Annotated in this window: 19 protein-coding genes; 13 read left to right on the plus strand and 6 right to left on the minus strand. The window is 35.4% G+C overall.

Annotation, left to right across the window (positions count from 1 at the left end):
• Nucleotides 1–485: 485 nt before the first annotated feature.
• The 3 genes from B7E05_RS03295 to B7E05_RS03305 all read left to right on the plus strand — a co-directional run bounded on the left by B7E05_RS03295 (nt 486) and on the right by B7E05_RS03305 (nt 4,835).
• Entirely contained in the window at nt 486–1,931 is a 1,446-nt protein-coding gene (locus B7E05_RS03295) for an acylphosphatase (RefSeq protein ID WP_080872496.1), read from the plus strand.
• A gap of 21 nt (nt 1,932–1,952) precedes the next feature.
• Nucleotides 1,953–3,143: a YheC/YheD family protein gene (locus B7E05_RS03300; protein WP_080872498.1), complete on the plus strand. Its 1,191-nt coding sequence runs from the start codon at nt 1,953–1,955 to the stop codon at nt 3,141–3,143.
• 246 nt (nt 3,144–3,389) lie between these two features.
• Nucleotides 3,390–4,835: an acylphosphatase gene (locus B7E05_RS03305; protein WP_080872500.1), complete on the plus strand. Its 1,446-nt coding sequence runs from the start codon at nt 3,390–3,392 to the stop codon at nt 4,833–4,835.
• Between the two features lie 228 nt (nt 4,836–5,063).
• Here B7E05_RS03305 and tnpC read toward each other — a convergent pair whose 3' ends face one another.
• Nucleotides 5,064–6,620, minus strand: a complete 1,557-nt coding sequence (gene tnpC, locus B7E05_RS03310; protein ID WP_080872501.1) for an IS66 family transposase — start codon at nt 6,618–6,620, stop codon at nt 5,064–5,066.
• 97 nt (nt 6,621–6,717) lie between these two features.
• Entirely contained in the window at nt 6,718–7,074 is a 357-nt protein-coding gene (gene tnpB / locus B7E05_RS03315; protein WP_042528993.1) for an IS66 family insertion sequence element accessory protein TnpB, read from the minus strand.
• Nucleotides 7,075–7,498: 424 nt separating this feature from the next.
• Here tnpB and B7E05_RS03320 point away from each other — a divergent pair, with 424 nt between their 5' ends.
• From B7E05_RS03320 to B7E05_RS03340, 5 genes are all read left to right on the plus strand, one after another.
• The gene (locus B7E05_RS03320) at nt 7,499–8,539 is read left to right on the plus strand and encodes a CapA family protein (protein ID WP_245832935.1); all 1,041 of its coding nucleotides are present in this window, start codon (nt 7,499–7,501) and stop codon (nt 8,537–8,539) included.
• 162 nt (nt 8,540–8,701) lie between these two features.
• Entirely contained in the window at nt 8,702–9,949 is a 1,248-nt protein-coding gene (locus B7E05_RS03325) for a YheC/YheD family protein (protein ID WP_080872504.1), read from the plus strand.
• 148 nt (nt 9,950–10,097) lie between these two features.
• Nucleotides 10,098–11,558 (plus strand): acylphosphatase, encoded by a 1,461-nt coding sequence (locus B7E05_RS03330; RefSeq protein ID WP_080872505.1) that lies wholly within the window; start codon nt 10,098–10,100, stop codon nt 11,556–11,558.
• 206 nt (nt 11,559–11,764) lie between these two features.
• Nucleotides 11,765–12,760, plus strand: coding sequence for an ATP-grasp domain-containing protein (locus B7E05_RS03335; protein WP_080872507.1), 996 nt, complete (start codon nt 11,765–11,767; stop codon nt 12,758–12,760).
• A gap of 59 nt (nt 12,761–12,819) precedes the next feature.
• Nucleotides 12,820–14,010, plus strand: a complete 1,191-nt coding sequence (locus B7E05_RS03340; RefSeq protein WP_245832937.1) for a YheC/YheD family protein — start codon at nt 12,820–12,822, stop codon at nt 14,008–14,010.
• Between the two features lie 51 nt (nt 14,011–14,061).
• Here B7E05_RS03340 and B7E05_RS03345 read toward each other — a convergent pair whose 3' ends face one another.
• Complete coding sequence (locus tag B7E05_RS03345) at nt 14,062–15,069, minus strand: YheC/YheD family protein (RefSeq protein ID WP_080872509.1); 1,008 nt, start codon at nt 15,067–15,069, stop codon at nt 14,062–14,064.
• A 399-nt stretch (nt 15,070–15,468) separates the two neighbouring features.
• Between B7E05_RS03345 and B7E05_RS03350 the strand changes: the two genes are divergently transcribed.
• The gene (locus B7E05_RS03350) at nt 15,469–18,435 is read left to right on the plus strand and encodes a peptidoglycan-binding protein (protein WP_080872510.1); all 2,967 of its coding nucleotides are present in this window, start codon (nt 15,469–15,471) and stop codon (nt 18,433–18,435) included.
• A gap of 64 nt (nt 18,436–18,499) precedes the next feature.
• Here the strand turns inward: B7E05_RS03350 and B7E05_RS03355 are convergent, their stop codons facing one another.
• The 3 genes from B7E05_RS03355 to B7E05_RS03365 form a co-directional block, all read right to left on the minus strand.
• Nucleotides 18,500–18,640 carry a YvrJ family protein gene (locus B7E05_RS03355; protein ID WP_080872512.1) on the minus strand — a complete coding sequence of 47 codons (141 nt, stop codon included), beginning with the start codon at nt 18,638–18,640 and terminating at the stop codon, nt 18,500–18,502.
• A gap of 119 nt (nt 18,641–18,759) precedes the next feature.
• Nucleotides 18,760–18,972 carry a DUF2922 domain-containing protein gene (locus tag B7E05_RS03360; RefSeq protein ID WP_080872513.1) on the minus strand — a complete coding sequence of 71 codons (213 nt, stop codon included), beginning with the start codon at nt 18,970–18,972 and terminating at the stop codon, nt 18,760–18,762.
• 33 nt (nt 18,973–19,005) lie between these two features.
• A complete protein-coding gene (locus tag B7E05_RS03365) occupies nt 19,006–19,239 on the minus strand; it encodes a DUF1659 domain-containing protein (protein WP_080872514.1) in 234 nt (77 codons plus the stop codon).
• A 380-nt stretch (nt 19,240–19,619) separates the two neighbouring features.
• On the opposite strand from B7E05_RS03365, the gene B7E05_RS03370 reads away from it, so the two are divergent.
• From B7E05_RS03370 to B7E05_RS03415, 4 genes are all read left to right on the plus strand, one after another.
• On the plus strand, nt 19,620–20,021 hold the full coding sequence (locus B7E05_RS03370) for a sigma factor (protein WP_080872516.1): 402 nt from the start codon (nt 19,620–19,622) through the stop codon (nt 20,019–20,021).
• Nucleotides 20,018–20,176: a sigma factor-like helix-turn-helix DNA-binding protein gene (locus tag B7E05_RS03375; protein ID WP_080872518.1), complete on the plus strand. Its 159-nt coding sequence runs from the start codon at nt 20,018–20,020 to the stop codon at nt 20,174–20,176. The genes B7E05_RS03370 and B7E05_RS03375 overlap by 4 nt, the downstream gene beginning before the upstream one ends.
• A 214-nt stretch (nt 20,177–20,390) precedes the next feature.
• Complete coding sequence (locus B7E05_RS21845; RefSeq protein WP_143833163.1) at nt 20,391–23,849, plus strand: peptidoglycan-binding protein; 3,459 nt, start codon at nt 20,391–20,393, stop codon at nt 23,847–23,849.
• 163 nt (nt 23,850–24,012) lie between these two features.
• The gene (locus tag B7E05_RS03415) at nt 24,013–25,089 is read left to right on the plus strand and encodes an MraY family glycosyltransferase (protein ID WP_080872519.1); all 1,077 of its coding nucleotides are present in this window, start codon (nt 24,013–24,015) and stop codon (nt 25,087–25,089) included.
• The last annotated feature ends 136 nt before the right edge of the window (nt 25,090–25,225 follow it).

The following is a 25,225-nucleotide window of genomic DNA, read 5'->3' on the forward strand; positions in this document are numbered from 1 at the left end:
ATAAATTCGTTAAAATGATTATTCATATTATAACATATTTTTTAGTATGAATTCTTCATAAACTGTCACATCAAATTAACTTCAGAAATTGTGTAAATAATTAAAAATAAAACAATTTCTATTTAGATAACAAAGAAAATATATTTCATTTGGATTACAACATTGTAAAATTTCAAATATTACTTTCCAATACTTACTTTAATTTATATAATACTAATCAACTGACAAAAAATAAGTAGTAAATTGTTGAAAACAAATAAGAGTTGATGAAAATTTTCTCGTATTAATAAAAAAGGTAAAATAACTTTTCGTAATTTGAATCATGACAGGAATAAAAATAATGAAAGTTTCGAAATTATTAATGATATATTTTATGAAGGATTTTGAACACCCTATAAAAGAACAACATCAGAAAACTGACTAAATGATAAAGAGGAATCGTTTTTACTATTAGTCAGAACAACCAGAAGAAGAGGAGAATAATGATGAAATCTCACGAAGTAGAACTATTACCTACACTGAGTAAAAAAGTTGTTAAAGATATAACTGGTTTCAAGTTGTGCTCCTATTTAGTAGCCTTAGAGGGCTGGAGAAGAGGATTGGAATTAAAATGGTATAAAGACGAAACAAGCCTTTGTAAACTAGATAGAATGAATAGTAGTACGCATGGGAAATTCTTTTCTTTAAGCAACGGAGATAGAATGCATTATTTCTTTCGATCAAGAGGAGATAAAGTTGCTAATAAAGCAGTAAGAATTTGCCAGAATAAAGAAGCAACAAAATCTTTTCTCGAACAGAATAATGTGCCTATACCTATTGGAAAAACGTTAGAAACGGATGAAGCTATTATCCAGTACGCGAATGAAATAGGATACCCTGTCATTATAAAGCCGTTAAATGGGAGTATGGGGAAGGGTGTCTACACAAATATATCCCATACAAATGAGTTAGTTGATATTCTTAAAGAATTAAGATTAAAATATGCTTATCGTGAGTATATCGTTGAAAAACACTATAATGGTAATGAATATCGAATTTATGTTGTTGGTGACAAGGTAATTGGTGCTACGAATAGAATCCCTGCTAATATCGTTGGTGACGGGATAAACAGTGTAGAAAAATTAATTGAAATGAAAAATATGGATAGAAAACACAATCCTTATTTAGCTCCTAAACCAATAAAAGTGGATTATGAGGTAGAATACATGCTTGAAAGATCTGGTTATACGTTAGAAAGTATCCCAGCAAAGGATGAGCAAGTTTTTCTACGAGAAAAAAGTAACTTATCTTCTGGTGGAGACCCAATTGAAGCAACAAACCAACTTTCGGAAGAAGTGAAGCAAATTGCTGTGGATGCATTAAAAGCACTTCCTTCACTCCCTCATGCTGGAGTCGATATTATCGTTGATCCACATGATAATCGGAAGGGAGTAGTGCTAGAAATAAATGGAACAGCGGAAATTGGCTTTCATTTATTCCCGCTAGTGGGTAAAGCAAGAGATATTCCTGGAGCAATTATCGATTATTATTTTCCTGATACAATCGGAAAAAATAAATCTTGTTTTTATTTTGATTACCTCAGTTTATTAGAACCATTAAAGAAATATGCTGTTGAAGAAATAAAGGTTATTTCAACGCCAATGGATGGGATGTCTGCTAAAAAGTATACTGTAACTGGGAAATTGAATCGAGTAGGGTATATGAATTATATTAAAAGACAAGCTTTACAAAATGATCTTTACGGCTATGTAAAAAGAATAGATGCAAATACAGTGGAAATTTACCTTATCAGTGACAAAAAAGAAGTAATAAACTCTTTTGAAAAATTTGTCAGAAAAGGGTCTAAAAAATCTGTTGTCGAGCATATTGAGGAACAAGAATTGAAATATTCTAATAAACCTAAAAAAACCGGATTTATAATGATTACTTAACAAAGAGAGAAGGGGTCGTTTATGCATGAAATAGGCATGATGGCTAATTTTAATAAGCCGACAGAATTAGCAAAAATGACTGCATTAATATCAAAATCATATGGTATTGAACTTATCTATATGCGTCCAAAAGATATAAATATAGAAGAACAGAAGGTGTATGGAAAAGTATTGGTAAACAATGAATGGATAGAGAAAAAAACAGACATACCACCTTTTATTGATGTTGTTCCATATTGTTTTAAAAAAGAAAACAAAAAAATAATGGATTTTTTAAGAAATAAGACATTTTTGTCTGATAATAGAAGAAACGTTGTAACAAAAGAGATGTTACAAAATACGTTGAATAATGATAATTACTTTTCCCATCTAATGATACCAACACATAAAATGAAAACTTTTAAGGAAATGTATCGCTACCTGGATGAGTATAATAAAATAGTACTGAAGCCGGGAAAAGGGCTGCGGGGAAAAGGAATTTATATTATTGAAAAAAAGGATAAGAATTTATTTCTTATCGGTTTCCAAAAAAATAAATGGGATGTAGATTTAAATAATTTGGAAGCATTCTATGATGAAGCGTTAAAGGGAAAAAATTATATCGTCCAGAAGTACGTTACTTCAAGAACGCCACAAGGAGACCCCTTTGATTGCAGGGTGCATGTAGAAAAGGATGGCACAGGCAAGTGGGCAATTGCCAAAATTTATGTACGAATTGGAATTGGGCAGTCTGTTATCTCCAATGTAAACCAAGGTGGAGGAATTAGTGACCCACAAGAATTTTTAAAAGCGAATTTTAGTGATCAATGGAAGAAACTATACCAGAATTTATTAAAGCTCGGTAAAGAAATACCTGCTAAAATGGAGCAGCTAAGAGGAACGCATATCATGTCGTTAGGGCTGGATATTGGAATAGATAAAAACGGCAAATTATATTTATTTGAAGTAAATGATGGGCCAAGTACGAAAGCTCTGATATCTGAAGTAGCCTTCTTAAGGAGTAATTACTATTTATATATTTTAGAGACACAATTAAAAATAGAAGTAGAAGATCCAATTGAAAAATTGAGAAGTAGTCATGATGAGATTATAGAGTTAAGGGAAAGCATTATAAAAAAAGATAAACAAATGAACGATTTATTAAATAGTACTTCTTGGAAAGCTGCAAGTTTTATGAGAAAAGCAAAAAATATAATAAAGACAAAAAAGTAATTAATAAATTTATATAATTAGCGTTTCTGTTTCCTGCATTAAATGATAAAACAGCCTCTACCTTAAAGTGTAGAGGCTGTTTTATTACTGCTGCTTTTTTATCATTTTTTTGACCTATTCAAAGAAATGATACAAGAATACAATATAATTTATGATAAGATGGAGATAGAATTTCTATTTAAAATCCATATTTTGAGAATATCGATTGATAAGTAATAATGGAATATAAAATGAAGGAGAGTCACAATGAAATCTCAAGAAGCAGAACTTTTACCAGATTTGACAAAAACAGTCGTGAAAGATATAACAGGCTTTCAACTATGCTCTTATGCAGTAGCTTTAGAAGGTTGGCGAAGAGGCTTAGAATTAAAATGGTATAAAGATGAAACAAGTGTATGTAAACTGCACCGGTTAAACAGCACCACACATGGAAAATTTTTCTCTTTAAGTGATGGAGAAAAAGTGCATTATTTTCTACGTTCAAGAGGAGATAAAGTTGTCAATAAAACGGTGCGAATTTGTCAAAATAAGGAAAAAACCAAATCATACATGCGAAAAAATAATGTACCAGTTCCTTCAGGAGAAGCATTAGAAAGCGATGAGGATATTATTAACTATGCGAATGAGGTTGGTTATCCTGTTATTATAAAACCTTTAAATGGAAGCATGGGAGTTGGAGTGTACACAAATATAGCTGATGAAGAATCGTTAAAAAGTATTCTGAAGGAAGTAAGGTCAACGTATTCTTATCGTCGTTATTTAGTGGAGAAACATTATGATGGCAATGAATATCGCATTTATGTTGTCGGTGACAAAGTGATTGGCGCAACAAACAGAATTCCGGCTAATGTCATAGGAAACGGGACAGACACAATTGAAGAGTTAATCGAAGTTAAAAATGAAGAAAGAAAAAAGAATCCATATCTGGCACCTAAACCGATAAAGGCAGATTATGAAGTGAAATACATGCTTGAGAGAGTTGGTTATACATTAACGAGTGTTCCTAAAGAAGGAGAGCAAATTTATTTAAGGGAAAAAAGCAATCTTTCTTCTGGTGGAGATCCGATTGAAGCAACAGATGAACTTTCAGATGAAGTTAAACAAATTGCCATTGACTCATTGAAAGCACTTCCTTCTATTCCGCATGCAGGTGTCGATATTATTGTGGATTCTAAGGATAATAGAAAAGGTGTAGTATTAGAAGTGAATGCCACTGCGGAGATTGCTTTTCATCTATTTCCACTGGAGGGGAAAGCAAAGGATATTCCTGGGGCAATAATAGATTACTATTTTCCAGAAACAGCAGGTGCTGAAAAAACGCATTTTTATTTTGATTATCTTAGTATCCTAGAGCCTATAAAAACGGGTGCTATCGAAGAAATAAAGGTTGATAAAACACCGTTGAATAAAAAATATGCAAAGAAATATACTGCAACAGGAAAATTAAATAGGGTAGGGTATATGTCAAAAATAAAAAGATATGCATTGGAAAGAAATCTATATGGGTATGCAAAAAAAATAGATGACAATACAGTAGATATATATCTTGTTGGTGAATCGCAAGAAGAATTAAATGCATTTAAAGATTATGTGAAAAAGGGATCGAAAAAATCTGTAGTAAAAAATATTAAAGAAAAAGATTTGGAACTTTCAAGCAGGCCAAGAAAAACCGGCTTTAAAGTTATCGTATAAACTTTAATGTTTTTTATTGCATTATATAAAAATGAACTATTAGGAATGGGACCACTCCTAATAGTTCATTTTTCTTTCATATATTCGATTGTTAAATAGTTCGATATATTTATATAAAAACTAATCATATCCTTTTTATGCTTAGAATGTAAGCGGGAAATAATATGACGCCATGACAAATAGCCCTGAAAGGAGTAAACTTTTTGTAAAGAAGCTCCATTAGGGCTATTATGCTCGTTTTATATGTTTTGAAAGTGGCTTCACCTTGGCTTGGATATAAGGACTCCATGGAAAATAGTTTTCCCATTGTTCCGAGTCTTGAAAAATATTAAGCTGGGGAAGTTCCGTAAATAAAACGGTTAAGTATTCAAACGGATCAATTCCATTTTCTTTAGCTGTTTGGATAACACTGTATCCAATGGTATTCGCATGAGCTCCAGCTACGCTGGTTGAAAAATACCAGTTTTTACGTCCGACGGTGACAGGCCGAATGGAACGTTCTGCGAGATTATTACTAATGAAAAGGCGTCCGTCTGTTAAAAAGCGTTGAAGGGAATCCCTTAACTTTTGTGTATAATCCACAGCTTTTTGTAAAGGACCTTTCATTGTAACGAGAGCGTCCAGCCATCCCCAAAACTCCTTCAGTAACGGCTTGCTTTCCAGCTGGCGTTGCTGCAGGCGTTCCTCTGGAGATAAATCTTTCCATTGCCTTTCCAGCTTGAAAAGCTGGTCACAGTAATGGACGCCGACGGCGCCTTGTCCATTTGAATCATTGGTCTCTAAAAACTTTCTCCGAACATGCGCCCAGCACGTTTGAAGTTGCACATCTTCTAATTTTTGATAGACGGAATATCCATCACAATGAAGAAGTCCTTGAAATCCTTTGAGAAAGGTTTCTGCTACTTCAAACCGGCGTGTCTCGGAAGAATGGTAGAGAATAATGGGATGTTTGGCAGCTTCCGCTGTTCGAAATAACCATATCCTCGCATCGGCTGTAGCTGACTTTTCGTCTGCCCGGCGTAAAATTTGATAGGTCGTTTCATCAGCGGAGAGCACAGGTTCTAGAAGTAATTTTTCTCTCATTTGTTGGTACAATGGCTCCAGCCATTCTTCGGAACTTCGAATCGCCCAGTTTGCCAACGTTCTCCGGGAAACCTTCAACCCATATCTTGCCCATTCTTTTTCCTGACGATGATAAGGAATACTCATCTCCAGCTTTTGATAGAGATTATAGGCTAACACGCTCGGTCCAGCTAAACTTTTAGCTAAGGCTGGTTCCGGTGCTTTTTGTCGGAGAATGTGATTCTGACCGGTTTTCTTACAGGCTAAGCATTCATAAGCATGTTCATAATGTACATGTTTTACTAAATGAGCTGGGATAAACTCTAACTCCGTTCGAGCTTCTCGCTTCCCAAGATGTTTTAATGGGCTGGCACAGCACGAACAGACCTGGCTATCGGACGGAAGAGTGTGTTCTTCCACCACGATAGGCAAGTCTCTTGTGATATCGGCCCGCTGCCCTTGATATTTTTTTCGCTGATAAGAGATGGTCTCTATTTCAACGGCTTTGTCTGCAGGTTGCTCTGCCTCGCTAAAAGGGGGATTATTGTCTTCTTCGAAGAAGGAGAGTTGACCTTGAGAATTCTTTTCGGATGATGTTCCAAATAGTCGACGATTCATATTGGTCAGCTGGTTAATCAGCTGTTCAATTTGTTTTGCTTGTTTTTCATTTTGAATTGTCAAATGTTCGATTTGTTTCATCAGCTTCTTTTCCAATTCTGTCAACGTATTCACCCCCTGTGTCCAAATAATTTCTTTTATCGTACCACACTTTATCAAAAAGGGAAGAAAAAATTTAAAAAACAATTTCTCTCCCCCATGATTAAGTGAGGACACCTAATTTGGCAGGTTGAATTTTTTGTTTTTGATAGATGGAAAAACCGTCAAACAGCCACTCGATTTGTTTTGGTGTCAGTTTTTCAACGTCGGTTTGCGAACGCGGCCAAGTTAACTTTCCCTGATCGTATCGCTTATAAAGCAAATAAAAACCTTCTCCATCAAACCAGAGAGCTTTAAATCGATCCGTTCTTCTCCCGCAGAATAAGAAAACAGATTCATCTAAAATATCTAATTGAAATTGACTGGTGATTACGGAAGCCAGACCATCAATGCCTTTGCGAAGATCTGTATAGCCACAGACTAAATAACAATTTTTCATCTGGGAGAAGTCAACGAGCATGACGGCACACCTCCTTTATCAAGGCTACTGCCAAAGATTCCTGACAACCTTCAAAGATTGTTAGCTGTAGAGAATGACAAGAAACTTCCGCTACTGGATTTACAGGCGTAGAGGAAGATGGTGCTGGGATCGTTACGGGAACAATCGGGTTTTCCTTCATGAAAAAACTACCTCCTGTTACTTGTTAAATCCAAGTATAGAGGTAGTTCCGTTATAATAGAATGCGGTCTATTATTTCCCGCTTACCTTAGAATGGATAGTATTTCGTGAAAACGAAGAAATATAAACATGAGCATAATTAGAAAACATAAGTGAGAAATACATAAAATCATGTCAAAAGGGGTCTTTTTTGGTACAGTATATACATAGACACGAAGTTAAAAAGTCGTTATATAAATTTTTAAATGTAATGGATGGGTGGGGGATGAAAAATATGTCACGGATGAAATTAGTAGCTGCAGGAGATGTCTTATTACATGATAGAGTATACAATAAAAGCTTAAAAGATGGAAAATATGATTTTCGAGATAAAATGGCTCCAGTGAAAGAATTATTGCAGGCAGGAGATTTGTCTATTGTTAATTTAGAATCGATTGTAGCTGGAGAAGAATTTGGTCTTGCAACTTACCCGAGATTTAATAATCCAATAGAAATCGCAGAAAATTTGCAGGAATTTGGTACCGATATTATAACCAATGCGAATAACCACAGTTTAGATTTCGGGGAAGAAGGCGTGCTGAAGTCCATTGAAAATCTTGAAAAAATAGGTTTGCCTTATGTAGGTTCGCACAAGTCGCAGACAGATAAGAACACAGTTCGCATATTTGAGAGAAATGGAATTAAAGTAGGTGTTATGGCGTATTCTACAGTTTCAAATAATAAGGATTTTCCTAAAGGAAAGAGGTACTTGTTAAATAGAATCATTGGTGGTTCAACTATTCCTATTAGAAAAATAATTGAGAGATTAAAAGAAGAAAAGAAAGTAGATGTAGTTGTACTAGCCGTACATTTTGGACCAGAGTATGCTCTGAACCCATCCTCTTCTCAAGTGAATCTTGCTACGTCTTTATCGGATGCAGGTGCTGATATTATCCTGGGCCACCACCCCCATGTATTACAGCCAGCTCAATGGATACTAAATTCTAGAGCAAACAAATCATTGGCAATTTATTCTCTGGGGAATCTTTATACAGGCCAATTTGGAGTCTACAGACAAATCGGTGGGGTGCTATCTTTGGATATTAGTAAAGATGAAGAAGGAAAAGTTGCAATTGGAGAGCCGGAAATTGATTTAACTTTTGTGGATGACGAGAACAATACTAGTTTTCAAATGCATTTATTTCGAGATTATATTGAAAAAAATCGCTATATAAAAACGGACTTTGGAAAGTTCGATAGTTTAGAGATATTTACCGAGCTCAAAAATAGATTAACACAGTGGGTTCCAGATTTTAAAATCAGGTAATGATAGTGTATGAAATAGGAATGTAAGTTCCTTTCATTTAATAAGTCAGATTTTTTAATTATTTTTGGTAAATTATGTATAAAATTATATGGTCATGTGGAAGAGAATGAATAAGAACAGATTGAGCATATTTTTTTCAGACAACAGGAGGGATGGTTGCAGATGATAATTGGTTATATGCGTAATTTACCCAATCCGGATTCGTTAGCAAGAACTACTTCACTAATCGCTAAATCATATGGAATAGAGCTGCTCTATATGAATCCGGAAGATGTTGATATCAAAGAAGAAAAAGTGCAGGGAAAAGTGTTAATCAATAATAAGTGGATTGATAAAAAAACAGATATTCCGCCTTTTATTGATACTGTTCCTTATTGTTTTAAACCGGGAACAAAAGAAGTAATGGATTTTTTGGAACAGGAAACGATGTTATCAGAGGATCGAAAAAATGTTATCACGAAGGAATATTTACAAGATGTATTAAGTAAGGATGAAGCCTTTTCCCATTTAATGATACCTACTCATCGCATGGAGACTTTGGAAGACTTGCACTATTATTTAAGAATATATCAGAAAGTTGTACTGAAACCCGAAAGCGGGTTACGTGGTAAAAACATCTATTTTATGGAAACAATAGGAAAAGATTTAATTAGAATCGGTTTTAATACAGAGAAGTGGGAGGTTCATTTAACCGAACTGAAAGCATTTTTTGATCATACATTTAATGGGAAAAATTACTTTCTTCAAAAATATGTTACATCTAGAACGCCCCAAGGAGATCCTTTTGATTGCAGAATCCATGTAGAAAAAAATGGTAGAGGCAGATGGGCTATTGCCAAGATTTATGTACGAATTGGTATCGGACAGTCTGTTATTTCCAATGTTAACCAAGGGGGAGGAGTTAGTGATGCGAGAGAGTTTTTAAAGGCTAATTATGGTGAAAAATGGCAAGAAGTTTATAATCAATTAAAAAGAATAGGGAAAACTATCCCTAAAAAAATGGAAGAACTAAGAGGAAAGGATATTATGACATTAGGGCTGGATATTGGTATAGATAAAAGTGGCGAACAATTTTATCTATTTGAAGTAAATGACAGTCCTAGCTCAAAAGTATTAAAATCCGAAGTAGCTTATTTTAGAAGCAATTATTATTTGTATGTATTAAAGGAAAAATTACATTATAACGTAAAAGATCCAATAGATAAGGTTGAAAGTAGTTGTAACAGAATCTCGCAATTGGAAAAAGAGATAGAAACAAAAGAAAGGATAATCATTCGCAAAGATAAAGAAATCATGCAAAAAGACAGAGAAATGAGATGCAAGGAAAAGCGGATGAATAACATTTTAAATAGTACATCATGGAAAATTACTAGTTTGTTAAGGAAAGCTGGAAAGGTTGTAAAGAAGTAAATATATAACTGTCATAATATAATCGAAACGTAACAGAAATGAAAACAGTTCATTAAGCAGTATAGTCCCTAAAATACAGTCAACTAACGTATGGTGTTTTATACAACTTTTTAGAATAAACAAAAATAATAAAATAAGGGGACTGTTTATGAAAACACAACAAGTAGAACTGCTTCCAACACTGACGAAAGAAGCTGTTGAAGGTGTCACCGGCTATCAGTTATGCGGCTATTTAATTGCTTTAGAAGGATGGAGAAGAGGATTAGAGCTGAAGTGGTATCGAGATGAATCCAGTCTTTGTAAACTGCATCGGATGTTCAGTAGTACTCATGGAAAATTCTATTCTCTAAGCAATGGAGAAAAGCTGCATTATTTCTATCGTTCAAGAGGAGATATAGTAGCCAATAAATCCGTTACTATATGCCTGGATAAAGAAAAAACAAAATCCTTTCTTGAGCAGAGTAGTGTGCCTGTCCCCGCAGGAAAGACTTTAGAAACAGATGAAGATATTATTGAGTATGCGAATAAAATTGGTTATCCGGTTATTATCAAACCGCTAAAAGGAAGTATGGGAAAAGGTGTTTATACAAATATAAATAATGAAAATGAGTTAGCTGCTATTCTAAAAGAATTAAGGGCGAGTTATTCTTATCGTGAATATATTGTAGAAAAACACTACGACGGCAGGGAATATCGTGTTTATGTAGTCGGGGATAAAGTAATTGGTGCTACAAACAGAATTCCTGCCAATGTTATTGGTGATGGAATAAATACTATTGAAAAATTAATCGAGTTAAAAAATACAGAGAGAAAAAAGAATCCATATTTAGCAACAAAACCGATAGAAGTGGATTATGAAGTGAATGCAATGCTTCAAAGAATGGGCTATACGTTAGACCGTATTCCGGAAAAAGACGAACAGGTCTTCCTAAGGGAAAAAAGTAACCTGTCTACCGGAGGTGACCCAATTGAAGCAACCGATGAACTAACAGAAGAAGTGAAACAGATTGCTGTTAACGCATTAAAAGCACTGCCTTCTCTTCCGCATGCGGGATTAGATATTATTGTTAACCCAGAAGATAATCGGAAAGGCGTTGTTCTAGAAATAAACGGGACCGCAGAGATAGGTTTCCATTTATTCCCTTTAGTTGGAAAAGCAAAAGATGTCCCTGGGGCAATCATAGATTATTACTTCCCGGAAACAAAAGGGAATGATAAATCTTACTTCTATTTTGATTATCCTTGCATGTTAGAACCGTTAAAGAAATATGCAGTAGATGAAATAAAAGTTATTCAAACGCCGTCAAATGACATGTATGCCAAAAAATATACAGTAACCGGAAAGGTAAACCGAACAGGTTATCTGAGTTTTATAAAAAGACAAGCACTGAAAAGCGATTTCTTTGGCTATGCGAAAAAAATAAATAAAAACACCGTAGAAATTTATCTTATCAGCAAGGAAAAAGAAGGACTGGATATATTTAAAAAGACAGTAGAAAAAGGAAATAAAAAATCCTCTGTTGAGAAGATAGAGGAGCAAGACCTTATTTATACGAATGAACCGAGAAAGACAGGTTTTCAAATTATTACAAAAACAAATCGTCTGTGAAGTAATCAGTATAACAAGTAAATAGAAGTTTTGATGATTTCAACTAATCTGCCAGAGATTGAGGTTAAAAAGGCATGAAACCTTTAAAATGAATAATATCTAAATCTATCTGTTGATATTTCCACAATTTACGTTCTAAGTTCGATATTTACCATTAGTAAAACAATTTCACCCCATCCTCTGGCAGATACATAAGGAGGCAGATTATGAAAGTAAAGGAATTAACCGGGCGGGTATTAAATCGTTCTAATCGAATGATCGTCCTAGAAGCTTACAAAAGAGGTGTGGAGATAACACCACTGCTGAATAAAAGGTTTAAAATGGAATACAATGGCAAGTCTTATTTAATTAGAAAAGGGATGATAGTAAACAGCTATAACACCCCGTTAGCTATTGAAGTAACGAACCGAAAAGAAATTACGAGCAGAATGTTGAGAGGAAAAGGATTCCCAGCTCCAGAGAATGTTGTATTCTCTAATAAAGATGTAGAGAGGGCTTGGTCATGGGCACAGCCAATTTTACCAGTGGTGATAAAACCATATAATGATGCAAAAGGCAAACATGTTTACGTAGAAATTACAAATTATAATGAATTTGTTCATTGTTTTCATAAAGTGGGAAAAAACCATAAAGAAGTATTGATTGAAGAATATATCAGCGGGAATGAATATCGTTTTACGTATGTAAAAAATGAAATTGTAGGTGTAGCTCGCCGGATTCCGGCCAATGTTACAGGTGATGGCATCTCAACTATTGCTGAATTAATAGAAGAAAAGAACAAAAAACGTGAAGAAAGAAAAAATCCCATTCATATAAAAATACACTTAGATGAGGAAATAGAACGTGTATTATCTAAATCGAATTACACATATAATACTATCCCGGAAGACGGTGAAATGGTATACTTGAGGTCGAATTCCAATGTTTCAACAGGTGGAGATGCTATTGACGTAACGGATGAAATCAATTTTGAAATTAAAGAAGCAGTAAGGAAAGCGGTCCGTTCCATTCCAGGAGTAAGGATATGTGGTGTAGACGTATTGATTAATGGTGATAACATTCATATTTTAGAAATGAACGTTGGCCCTTTAGGTCCTATGCTTACCATGCATCATTTCCCGTGGGTTGGTAAAAAGCGTAATGTTATTGAAAAAGTAGTGGATGCATTATTCCCGGAAACAGCGAAACCTGATAAAACATAAGAATGATAGGATTTTAAAAGAACATAAAGGTGGTAGAATCCATGTACGAGGTAGGTATTATGACTAATTTTAAAAAACCTACAAAATTGGCAACGATGACATCATTAATAGCGAAATCATACGGGATAGATATAGTTTACATGACACCAAAAGATGTAAATATAGAAGAACAGAAAATCAATGGAAAAGTAATGGTGGATAGTAAATGGGTTAATAAGGAAACGGATATTCCGCCTTTTATTGATGCAGCTATATATTGCTTTAAAAAAGAAAATAAAGAAGTAATGGATTTTTTAAGAGAATCCACTTTTCTGTCTGATACTAGAGTCAACTTAATTAGTAAAGAAAAATTGCAAGAAGTTTTAAAAGATGATGCAAAATTTGCTCATTTAATCATTCCTACACATAAATTAGAGGTATTTGATGATTTATATCCGAACTTAATAAAATATAATAAAGTGGTTATAAAACCTGGTAAAGGGATAAAAGGCAAAGATATTTATTCTATTGAAAAAATAGGAGAGGATACATTTAAAATAGGTTATCAAAGAAATGAATGGAATGTTAATTTAAACGGACTTAAAACGTATTTTGATGAGATCTTGAAACAAAGGAATTATATTCTTCAAAAATATATTGCATCGAAAACACCTCAAGGAGATCCTTTTGATATTCGTATTCATGTAGAAAGAGACCGTTCTGGTAAATGGTCGATTGCAAAAATTTATGTACGAATTGGGATTGGGCAGTCTGTTGTATCTAATGTGAGTCAAGGTGGCGGCGTTAGTGATCCTATTGCCTTTCTAAAAGCATTCTATGGAGATAAATGGGAGACGATTTATAGTAATTTAGTAAGGGTAGGAAAGACGTTGCCTAAGAAAATGGAAAAATTAAGAAAAACACATATTATGCATTTAGGAATAGATATTGGGATAGAATCAAATGGCGATATTTATTTATTTGAAACAAATGATGGACCAGGTACAACAAATGTTGTTTCTGAAGCGGCGTTTCATAGAAGCAACTATTATGCATATGTATTAAATAAAAAGCTAAATTACCCACTGAAAGATTTGGTAGATGTGATTGACGATGACCAACATAAAATTTCACAATTGGAAACAGCAGTAAGCAAAGAAACCGAAAAAAAAGAGAAAAAAGAAAAGCAAATCCAAGAAATGATAAACAGTACTTCATGGAAAATAACCGGTTTTTTGAGAAAAGCGAAGAAGCTGGTGAAGAAAACATAACAGATTGTATGTAAAATGGAACAATGCAGCTTCATGCATTGTTCCATTGTGTTATTCACTTGTTGTCTGTTGAAGGTAATGATAATAATCAACTTTTAGGTTAATAATTTCTGCTTCACCGAATTCCATGCCTGGGGCAGCATTAACCTCATATATATAAATTTTCCCATCCCTATCAATCCCTATATCAATGCCGAGACAGGATGTTTGTTTATGATAGAGGGCTTCTAATTTAGGAGGAAGATATTCTGCCAGATAGTCAAATTCTATTTTAATATTTTCCCACTTATCTGGGTAGTGAAATTTAATAAAAGGGACAAGCTTTTGTACGCCTCCACCCTGCGCTACATTAGAAACAACTTTGTTATTGGAACCGATACGAATCAGATGAATTGCCACTGCCCATTTCGCTTCCACATTTTTTTCTAATCGTATCCGGCAATCAAAAGGATCCCCTGCAGTAGTAACAGATTGAATATATTGTTGTGCTAAATACACTTTATCACTTATTAAATCCTCTATATAAGTTCTCAGTTCTTCAGCAGACAGGGTCTTTTCAGAATTCTTGAAGTACAACTGATAAGATGTTTCATTTATTTTATTGATTAAATATACCCCAATCCCTTTGTGGCCGACTCTTGGTTTAAGAATAGCTTTATCATATTTTTGGATAAACTTCATAACATCATCGAAACCATTAATTTGAATGGTATCCGGAATGTATTTAGCAAACTCTCCATCTTCAATCAATGTATTGTAAATTTTTAATTTTGAACCAAAACCTTTTGGATTTAATAGGGTGCTTTTCTTTTTTAAAAAAGCAATCACATTTTTGTATTTATAAGAATAACTATTCAAATCTATATAGGCAGGAACCGAAATCTCTATATCACGCCATACGTTATTATGGAGTGTTAGCCCATTAATAACCTCTTTATTGATATCCACATTTTTAGGGTGGCTATAAATTAATTCGATATCATAATACTTTGCAGCTTTTGCTAATAATTTTACATATTCGGGCGGTTTCGTAAAGTTCCTCATAAAACATATATACATTTTATGCCTCCTGTTATCCCTTTATTGAGTAAATCATTTACCCTTTAAAAAAGAAAATAGCATAAGACACCAATGAAGTAAAATTTCAATTCCATATGTATAGTTGTTAAAAATTTCATTTTCTGCTAACCTTATCAGTGATTCACTTTTAAATAGAGGTCTATATACTTTTAAATAGAATAAGAGAATAGAGTTAATTGCAGTTACTATACAATTAAAAAATACATATACATAATAACACAATATGCTGGAGATATAGACTTGTTTTAAGAGTGGCTCAACTTATGATGAATAAGTCTTTCGCCTTGGTTGAATTATATTTTGTATTGATTTTACTGAATATAATTCTGTTTACGCCGACAAAGACACAGTAAGAGAAAAACTAGGAGGTGCAAAAGTTTGAGGAAAAAATGGATTCCTCTTTTAGTTATTGCTTTGCTGATTATTTCACCATTTTCTACAGCGAGTAAAGTTTTTGCGATGGATGATAATCATTCCCAAGATGTAGAGCAAAGCGGTGAACATCCAGAGGAAGGCAACAACAGAACAGACAACGAAGAGGATACTTTGGAAAACGACAAAGAGTCAGAAGAAATAATTTTTCAGCTCGGTGATGAGGATGAAGTAATTCAAACGTTAAAAGAAGATTTAACAGAGCTTGGATTTGCAGAATTGGAAAATCCAACAGAGTACTTTGGCCTACATACCGAAGAAGCTGTAAAAGCCTTTCAAGAATACCACGACATAGAAGATACTGGTATTGTAGAGGAAGATACGCTCCAAAAAATAGAAGATGTCTTGTTAACAGATTCATTTGACCGCGAAGAGCATTTGGAATTTAGTGAACCTGAAGCTTTTGAGACGGAAGAAGAAGAATTTGAACAAGAAACGGAGACAGAGGAAGGTTCGGAATCAGAAGAAGAGCAAGAATCTGAGACAGAAGAAGATGCTGAATCAGAAGAAGAGCAAGAATCTGAGACAGAGGAAGATGCTGAATCAGAGGAAGAACAAGAATCTGAGACAGAAGAAGATGCTGAATCAGAAGAAGAGCAAGAATCTGAGACAGAAGAAGATGCTGAATCAGAGGAAGAACAAGAATCTGAGACAGAAGAAGATGCTGAATCAGAGGAAGAACAAGAATCTGAGACAGAAGAAGATGCTGAATCAGAGGAAGAACAAGAATCTGAGACAGAAGAAGATGCTGAATCAGAGGAAGAACAAGAATCTGAGACAGAAGAAGATGCTGAATCAGAGGAAGAACAAGAATCTGAGACAGAAGAAGGCACCGAATCAGAGGAAGAACAAGAATCTGAGACAGAAAAAGATGCTGAATCAGAGGAAGAGCAAAAATCTGAGACAGAAGAAGATGCTGAATCAGAGGAAGAGCAAAAATCTGAGACAGAAGAAGATGCTGAATCAGAAGAAGAACAAGAATCTGAGACAGAAGAAGATGCTGAATCAGAGGAAGAACAAGAATCTGAGACAGAAGAAGATGCCGATGAGGAACAGCAAATCGGTGAGCAAAACTTAGATGGAGCAGAAACTTTTTCTGCTCAAAGTACGTATCAACGTGGAGACAGACATGAAGATATGGTTGAGTTTAAAGAGCAGCTAAACGCAATCGGCTTCGGTTATATCACGGAAACCACATTATTTGGAAGTTTCATGGAAACACAAGTAACAAGATTCCAAGAATACTATGGCCTTACAACAAATGGGCAGCTAGACCAGGAAACACAAGAAAAATTGGACAGCGTATATAACAGTCCATTTCAGCAAGGTAAACGTCATGATGATATACCAGGAATAAAAGAAAAGCTAAATAACCTCGGTTATGGCTATATCACCGAAACAACGTTATTTGGAAGCTTTATGGAACAAAAAATAGAGGAATTCCAAAGTGATTATGGTCTGCGTGTGAATGGAATTGCCGATGAAGTAACGTTGGAAAAATTGGATGAAGTAGCTCCACAAGATACGTATCAACGTGGGGACAGACATGAAGACATGATTGAGTTTAAGAATCAATTAAATGCAATCGGCTTCGGTTATATCACGGAAACCACATTATTTGGAAGTTTCATGGAAAGCCAAGTAACAAGATTCCAAGAATACTATGGCCTTACAACAAGTGGGGAATTAGATCAGGAAACGCAAGAAAAGTTGGACAGTGTATATAACAGTCCATTTCAGCAAGGGAAACGACATGATGATATACCAGAAATAAAAGAAAAGCTAAATAATCTTGGTTATGGTTATATCACCGAAACAACGTTATTTGGAAGCTTTATGGAACAAAAAGTTGAGGAGTTCCAAAGTGATTATGGTCTGCGTGTGAGCGGAATCGCTGATGAAGTAACTTTAGAGAAATTGGATGAAGTAGCTCCACAAGGTACGTATCAACGTGGGGATAGACATGAAGATATGATTGAGTTTAAAGAGCAGCTAAATGCAATTGGCTTTGGTTATATCACGGAAACAACATTATTTGGAAGTTTCATGGAAACACAAGTAAAGAGATTCCAAGAATACTATAATCTTTCAGCAAATGGGCAATTGAATCAGGAAACGCAAGAAAAACTAGATAGTGTATATAACAGTTCATTCCAGCAAGGAAAACGTCATGATGACATTCCGGAAATAAAGGAAAAGCTAAATACGCTCGGATATGGTTATATCACCGAGACGACGTTATTTGGAAGCTTTATGAAACAAAAAGTTGAGGAGTTCCAAAGAGATCAAGGCTTGCGGGTAAATGGAATCGTAGACGAGGTAACATTAAGTCAATTAAACCAAGCATATAATCAGCAATCCACAGTAAAAATCTTTCTTGATCCAGGTCATGGTGCGCATGATCCAGGTGGCCAAGGATATGGATTAAACGAGAAAGACGTTGTATTAGACATTGCACTTGAAACAGAACGAATCCTTACTAGTAAGTATCAAGGCGTTGAAGTTGAAATGTCCAGAAGAACAGATACCTTTGTTGAATTAACTGAGCGCGCGAACCAAGCGAACCAATGGGGAGCAGACTACTTTGTAAGCTTTCACAATAACGCTCATAATGGTTCAGCAAGTGGATTTGAATCGTATATTTACAACGGTAACGTTTCGCAGGAAACAAGGGATAAACAAAATGATGTTCACTCATATATTTCTTCTCGTTTAAATGTTTCCGACAGAGGACAAAAATCTGCGAATCTTAGTGTTCTTCGTAATACAAATATGCCGGCTATTCTCATCGAATATTTGTTTATTGATAACTTCACAGAAAATGCTTTGTTAAAAAGCGATAACTACAAAAATCAATTAGCACAATATACAGCGGATGCAATTGCTGATTCTTACAACTTGAAAAGACAGTAGAAACGTATTGCATTGAATAGAAAAGAGGACTTTCCCATACTTAGCCTATGGGAAAGTCCTCTTTTTAATGTGTTTTCTTCGGAATGGAAATGGCGTAGATGGATTCAATTAACTGATTTAGCTTTCCTTCAACCCGGTGCAGTAAATAGAAGGTGACCGCAGCTGGGAAGCCGACATCTGTTAGAAGGGAAATCCATGCTTCCATAAAATTCACCACCTTTTTGAACAAATCTTACAAGAACAAACTTCTAGACGATAAAGTTTCTGATGAAAGACAATGCCGTGGAGAGGTTCCCCACGGACTGATGTCTTAAAAAAGAAGAATTATAATTCAATGTCTTCTACAGTACGTTCAACAACGCGGGCACTGTGTATTTCAGTTAGTTCCCCGCCAGTGGAATAAAGGGCATTTTCCTGAAGGATTGTATCCATTGCCTCTTGAACCGTTTCCGGATCCACTGGTTCCACAGGATTGTCTAATGAATAGGTAACAACGCGTCCTTCTTCATTTAGAAATTTCAACTCCAATTTTCTCAAATTTTTCCCCTCCTTTCGTGAGTGACTTTTAACTTAGGCTTCTTCTTCTTCAAAAATGTCTGAAACATCACGACGGCTAATGCCGTAGAGTGTGTGCTGCTGAACAGATGCAAATGCGTTTGCTGTCTGGAATAACTGTTCAGCAGTAGCTTCTGTTTTAACATTATTGAATCGTTTGTTTTTTAGGATAAATTCTCCAGACATTGGGTCGATCCCTTCATTCAGCGTCAGCTGCAAAACAGATTCATTTAATTGAGCGACTGCCATTGCTTATCACCTCCTTACACCCCTATAATTCGTTTGTCGTTTTAAAAAAGGGGCATGATTGCAAAAAATAATATTGGTTTCTTTAAAACAATGTAAAAAAAGGCTATATAACAAGTGTTTGAAGGGAATATTTGCAGAATTTTTAGAAATTTGTCTACAAAAAAATACGAAAAAAGTAAAAAAACCAAAATATACATATAAAGAATGAGGAAAATTGAAATATAAAGAAAAAAGTATAGGAAAACAACAAAAAATCTTAATAAATTAACCATAAATTACAAAAATGTTACTATTTTCAATGTAAAATGAATTTTGTTAATATGACAAAAAATTAAAAATCTGCTAGATTAGAACTAATCTTAATAAAAGGAGTGGTGAAAATGGAAAAAAAGCATTGGGACTTGGAAGATTTTTTACATCAAAATCAACGGAGGGTTTATTATCAAATGAGCAGACTGCAAATCGAAAATGAGAAAGAGGACTATTTTCAGGAAGGTTTAGTAGCAATGTGGAGGGCATATGAAAACTATAATCCGGATAAAGGACCATTAGCTACATATATGAATTTTCAAATTCGTAACCGTTTAGTGGATGTGTTCCGCAAATCAATCGCAGAAAAAAAGTATTTTCAACATCTGAGTTATCAACAAAAAATTGAGACACAATCCGGAAATTACATGAACCGGATGAAAACTCCTTTTGCAGATGAAGGGAAGAACCAGTTGGAGGAGAATGTAGACTTTATTAATGAAAACGATTTCAAAAGCACACAAAAGCATTGACTGACAGACAAAAAAGATGGTTTTGTCATGCTATTGTAGATGGGTTATCTAATCAAGAAATTGCAGACAAGGAAGAGGTAAGTTTAGAAGCGGTTAAAAGTTGGGCGAAAAGTGCAAAGCGAAAACTACGAAAAATGGAATGGAACAATACATGAAAGGAATCCGGTTATTGTATTTTTGATGCAGGAGATAAAGGTTAAAAGGTTTAGGTCTTAAGAATTATTTGTGGAATTCTATTGAAATATTGAATATTTCATGAACGTTTTATAGATTGAAGCGATTCCAACCTAAAATTTATATTAAAGAAAAGATTAGGTATTGCCGATAGATAAATAGAAAGATAGAATAGCATATAGGAGGTGGAAAGATTTGAGAAGAAAGTGGTTTCCTTTCTTTCTTATCATTTTATTGGTAGCATCACCATTTGCTTCTGTAAGTGAAGTATATGGGATGAGTAACCCATCGAAAGAAGATGAAGAAAAAAATGATCGAGAAGGTAGGAATAAAGAATCAGGTGATGAACAGGATTCTTCCACGGATGAAACTGTGTCAGAAGAAATAAAACTTGAAATAGGCGAGGATTCAGAAGAAATACAAGAACTGAAAGAGGATTTAACAGAGCTTGGATTTGCTACATTAGAAGAACCAACATCTTATTTTGGCCTACATACGGAAGAAGCTGTAAAAGCCTTTCAAACGTTTTATGAATTGGAAGACACGGGAATTGCAGATGAAGACACACTACTAACAATAGAATACATTTTATCAGACGATTCATTCGACCGTGAAGAGCACTTAGAATTCAGTAAACCTGAGGAATTTGTAACGGAAGAGGAAGAGGTTGAGGAATTACCGGAAACGGAAGAAGGTTCTGAGGAAGAATCTGAAGAAAGCACGGAATCCGAAGAAGGTTCTGAGGAAGAATCTGAGGAAAACACAGAATCCGAAGAAGGTTCTGAGGAAGAATCTGAAGAAAGCACGGAATCCGAAGAAGGTTCTGAGGAAAGCACAGAATCCAAAGAAGGTTCTGAGGAAGAATCTGAGGAAAGCACGGAATCCGAAGAAGATGCTGAGGAAGAATCTGAAGAAGGCACAGAATCCGAGGAAGGTTCTGAGGAAGAAGCCGAAGAAAGCACAGAAACGGAAGAAAGTGACGAGGAAGATGCTGATGTAGAAGAAGATTCAGAAGTCAGTATACAAAATTTTTCCAGATCAACAGTATTTTCAGCAAATGGTACTTTCAAACAGGGAGACAGACACGAAGATATTGTCGAGCTTAAGCAGCAATTAAATGCAATTGGATTTGGTTATATCACAGAAACGACGCTATTTGGAAGTTTCATGGAAACACAAGTAAAGAGATTTCAATCATACTATGGACTTACTGCAAATGGTCAGATGAACCAGGCGACTAAAAATAAGCTGAACAGTGTCTACAATAATCCGCTTCAACGGGGAAAACGGCATGATGACATACCGGAAATAAAAAGACAATTAAACAGTTTAGGCTATGGTCATATCACTGTGACAACACTATTTGGAAGTTTTATGGAGAAGAAAATAAAAGAATTCCAAAAAGATCAAGGACTACGTGTCAGTGGAATAGCCGATGAGGTTACTGTGTCTAAGTTAAAAGAGCTTGCACCAAAAGATACTTACCAACGTGGAGACAGAAACGCAGAGATAATTGAATTTAAGCAACAATTAAATGCAATTGGGTTTGGCTATATCACAGAAACGACACTTTTTGGAAGCTTCATGGAAACACAAGTAAAGAAATTTCAATCATACTATGGATTAAGCCAAACAGGAAAAATCAATAAAGCAACCAAAGAGAAACTGAACAGTGTCTACAATAATCCACTTCAACGGGGAAAACGGCATGATGACATACCGGAAATAAAAAGACAATTAAACAGTCTAGGCTATGGTTATATCACTGTGACAACATTGTTTGGAAGCTTTATGGAACAGAAAATAAAAGAATTCCAAAAAGATCAAGGACTACGTGTCAGTGGAATAGCCGATGAAGTTACTGTAGCCAAGTTAAAAGAAATTGCGCCAAAAGATACTTACCAACGTGGCGATCGACATGCAGATATGATTAAGTTTAAGCAACAATTAAATGCAATCGGATTTGGGTATATTACAGAAACGACGCTATTTGGAAGTTTCATGGAAACACAAGTAAAGAGGTTCCAGGCATACTATGGACTAAGTCAAACAGGAAAAATCAATAAAGCAACTAAAGAGAAACTGAACAGTGTCTACAATAATCCACTTCAACGGGGAAAACGGCATGATGACATACCGGAAATAAAAAGACAATTAAACAGTCTAGGCTATGGTTATATCACTGTGACAACATTGTTTGGAAGCTTTATGGAACAGAAAATAAAAGAATTTCAAAAAGATCAAGGACTACGTGTCAGCGGAATAGCTGATGAAATTACTGTAGCCAAGTTAAAAGAACTTGCGCCAAAAGATACTTACCAACGTGGCGATCGGCATGCAGATATGATTAAGTTTAAACAACAATTAAATGCAATCGGATTTGGGTATATTACAGAAACGACGCTATTTGGAAGTTTCATGGAAACACAAGTAAAGAGGTTCCAGGCATACTATGGACTAAGTCAAACAGGAAAAATCAATAAAGCAACGAAAAACAAATTAAACAGTGTCTATAACAGTCCTTTCCAACGAGGAAAACGACATAATGATATTCCTGAGATAAAACGTCAGCTGAATACACTAGGTTATGGTTATATCACAGTGACTACACTCTTCGGAAGTTATATGGAAAGCCAAGTAAAACAATTCCAAAGAGACAATAACTTAAGAGTCAATGGAATTGTTGACGAAAAAACAATGGCTGCCCTCGACGAAGCAATCGATAATCGTTGGGTTGTGAACCATGAATCTTATAACGTAACGCTAAATCAAGCATTAAACACACAAATGAACCAATTGCAGCAGACGGATATGTACCGAAATGATGCTGCTTATGTGCATAAGAACTATGTAAATGGTTCAAACACAACAACTGCTAATGTTAATGTCCGTTCATCAGCTAGCAATTCCAGCCACATTTTTGGACAGCTTAGCAAAGGGACAAGGGTTACTATCCTTGGAACTTCAGGTAACTGGTACAGAATCAGCTATGGTGCTTGGAGGAATCCGACAAGAAGTGACGTGAGCAGGTATCTAAATCCGGAGAATAATGATATATTCCAGCATTTAGACTTGACCAGCAGTGTTGGTGTCACAGCTTCCTCTTTAAATAGCGATATTTTAAGCGGTAAAGGAATTCTTGCTGGAAGGGGACAAGCCTTTATAACAGCAGGAAGCCGGCACGATGTGAACGAAATCTATTTAATTTCTCATGCGCTATTGGAAACAGGGAATGGAAGTTCCGCATTAGCAAAAGGAATTGAAGTCGGATTAAACAGCAGTGGAAACCCAGTTGTTGTCACTTCGTCCAATCGAAGCAGCCTTCGAAATATCAAAACGACGTATAATATTTATGGTATTGGTGCTGTAGACAGCAATCCTCGCAATGGCGGGGCTGTGAGAGCTTACCAGGAAGGATGGTTCTCGCCGGAACAAGCAATCATTGGCGGAGCTAAATTTATTGGAGATAGCTACATTCACAATTCATATGATCAAAATACGCTATACAAAATGAGATGGAACCCTGCAAACCCTGGATATCCGCAATATGCAACAGATATCGGCTGGGCAGTAAAGCAAGTTCCAAGCATTAAAAGATTATATGATATGCTGGATAATCCAGTATTCAACTTTAACGTCACACAATACCGTTAAAATGCTTCACACAAAACACTCGAGCGCATATTTACAGCGCCCGGGTGTTTTTTTGCTTTTTTGTATAACAGGTAGCTTCAAATTATGATATGATAAACGAAAGAAAGGGTAATAGAATAGAAAGAGAATCATTTGCTAGAATAATAGAAGTAGGTGAAGGACTATGTGGAGTGCAGTGGAATTGCTGATTGCGTTCGCTATCGCACTTTTGACAGCAATCATCACGACACCAATTATTATATACGTTTCCAAAAAGTTCAATCTGGTAGATCAACCGGATCAAAGAAAACAACATCAAAAGGCTGTAGCAAGTATTGGCGGATTGGGAATATTTTTCGGTATCGCCGCTGGATTCTTCTATTTACAACCGGAACATCCGCAAATGACAGCGATTATTATCGGAGCAGTTATTATGCTGTTAACCGGATTTCTGGATGATCTTTTTGACCTTCGTCCCGGTACGAAGCTATTAGGGCAAGTTTTCGCTGCTTCCGTTGTTGCATATTCCGGATTAGTCATTGAGAAATTAACACTACCTTTTATGGGCACTGTTTTTCTGGGAGAATATGTTGGCATCGCGCTCACGATTTTTTGGATTGTTGCTGCTGCCAATGCCATTAATCTAATTGATGGATTGGACGGTCTGGCCGGCGGGGTATCAACGATTGCGTTTATCAGTATCTTGGTTATGGCCATTATGGATTACCGTTTTGTCGTCGTTGGACTATGTGTCCTGTTGATTGGCGCTACACTCGGATTTTTGGTATTCAATTTTCATCCGGCTAAAATCTTTATGGGAGATACTGGAGCATTATTCTTAGGATATTCCATCGCAATCATATCGATGCTCGGCTTGTTCAAAAATGTAGCCTTCTTCAGCTTTGTGATTCCGATTATTGTTATTGCGCTTCCTGTGTTTGATACGCTCCTTGCGATTATCCGGAGAGTTCATAATCGACAAGGTATTTCAGAAGCGGATCGACAGCATATTCATTACAGGCTTCTAAGAAATGGATACTCTCATAGAGAATCTGTATGGATTATCTATGCATTCAGTATGTTTTTCGGAGCCATGGCGATTGTTGTTAACAACGCGCAGCTGATGACATCCTTAGCGGTGTTCTGTGTTGTTATTTTGGGGATACACCTGTTCTCGATTATTTGTGGAATCCGTTCGGGCGGTATCGTGGTTTCGTTGATAAATAGAAAAGATGAAATAGAGAAGAGAAGATTAAAATAATGTAAAAGCCTTTTTGTTCTTGGTTGATCAGGAATAGGAAGGCTTTTTTAATGAGTTAAAAAACTCTCAAGTACAGTTATGAAAATGTCTTGAGAGTTTTGAACACGTACAAATCTATTCTTTTTCTTTTTTATCA

Origin of the sequence: Oceanobacillus timonensis (assembly GCF_900166635.1) — a bacterium.
GTDB lineage: Bacteria > Bacillota > Bacilli > Bacillales > Amphibacillaceae > Oceanobacillus > Oceanobacillus timonensis.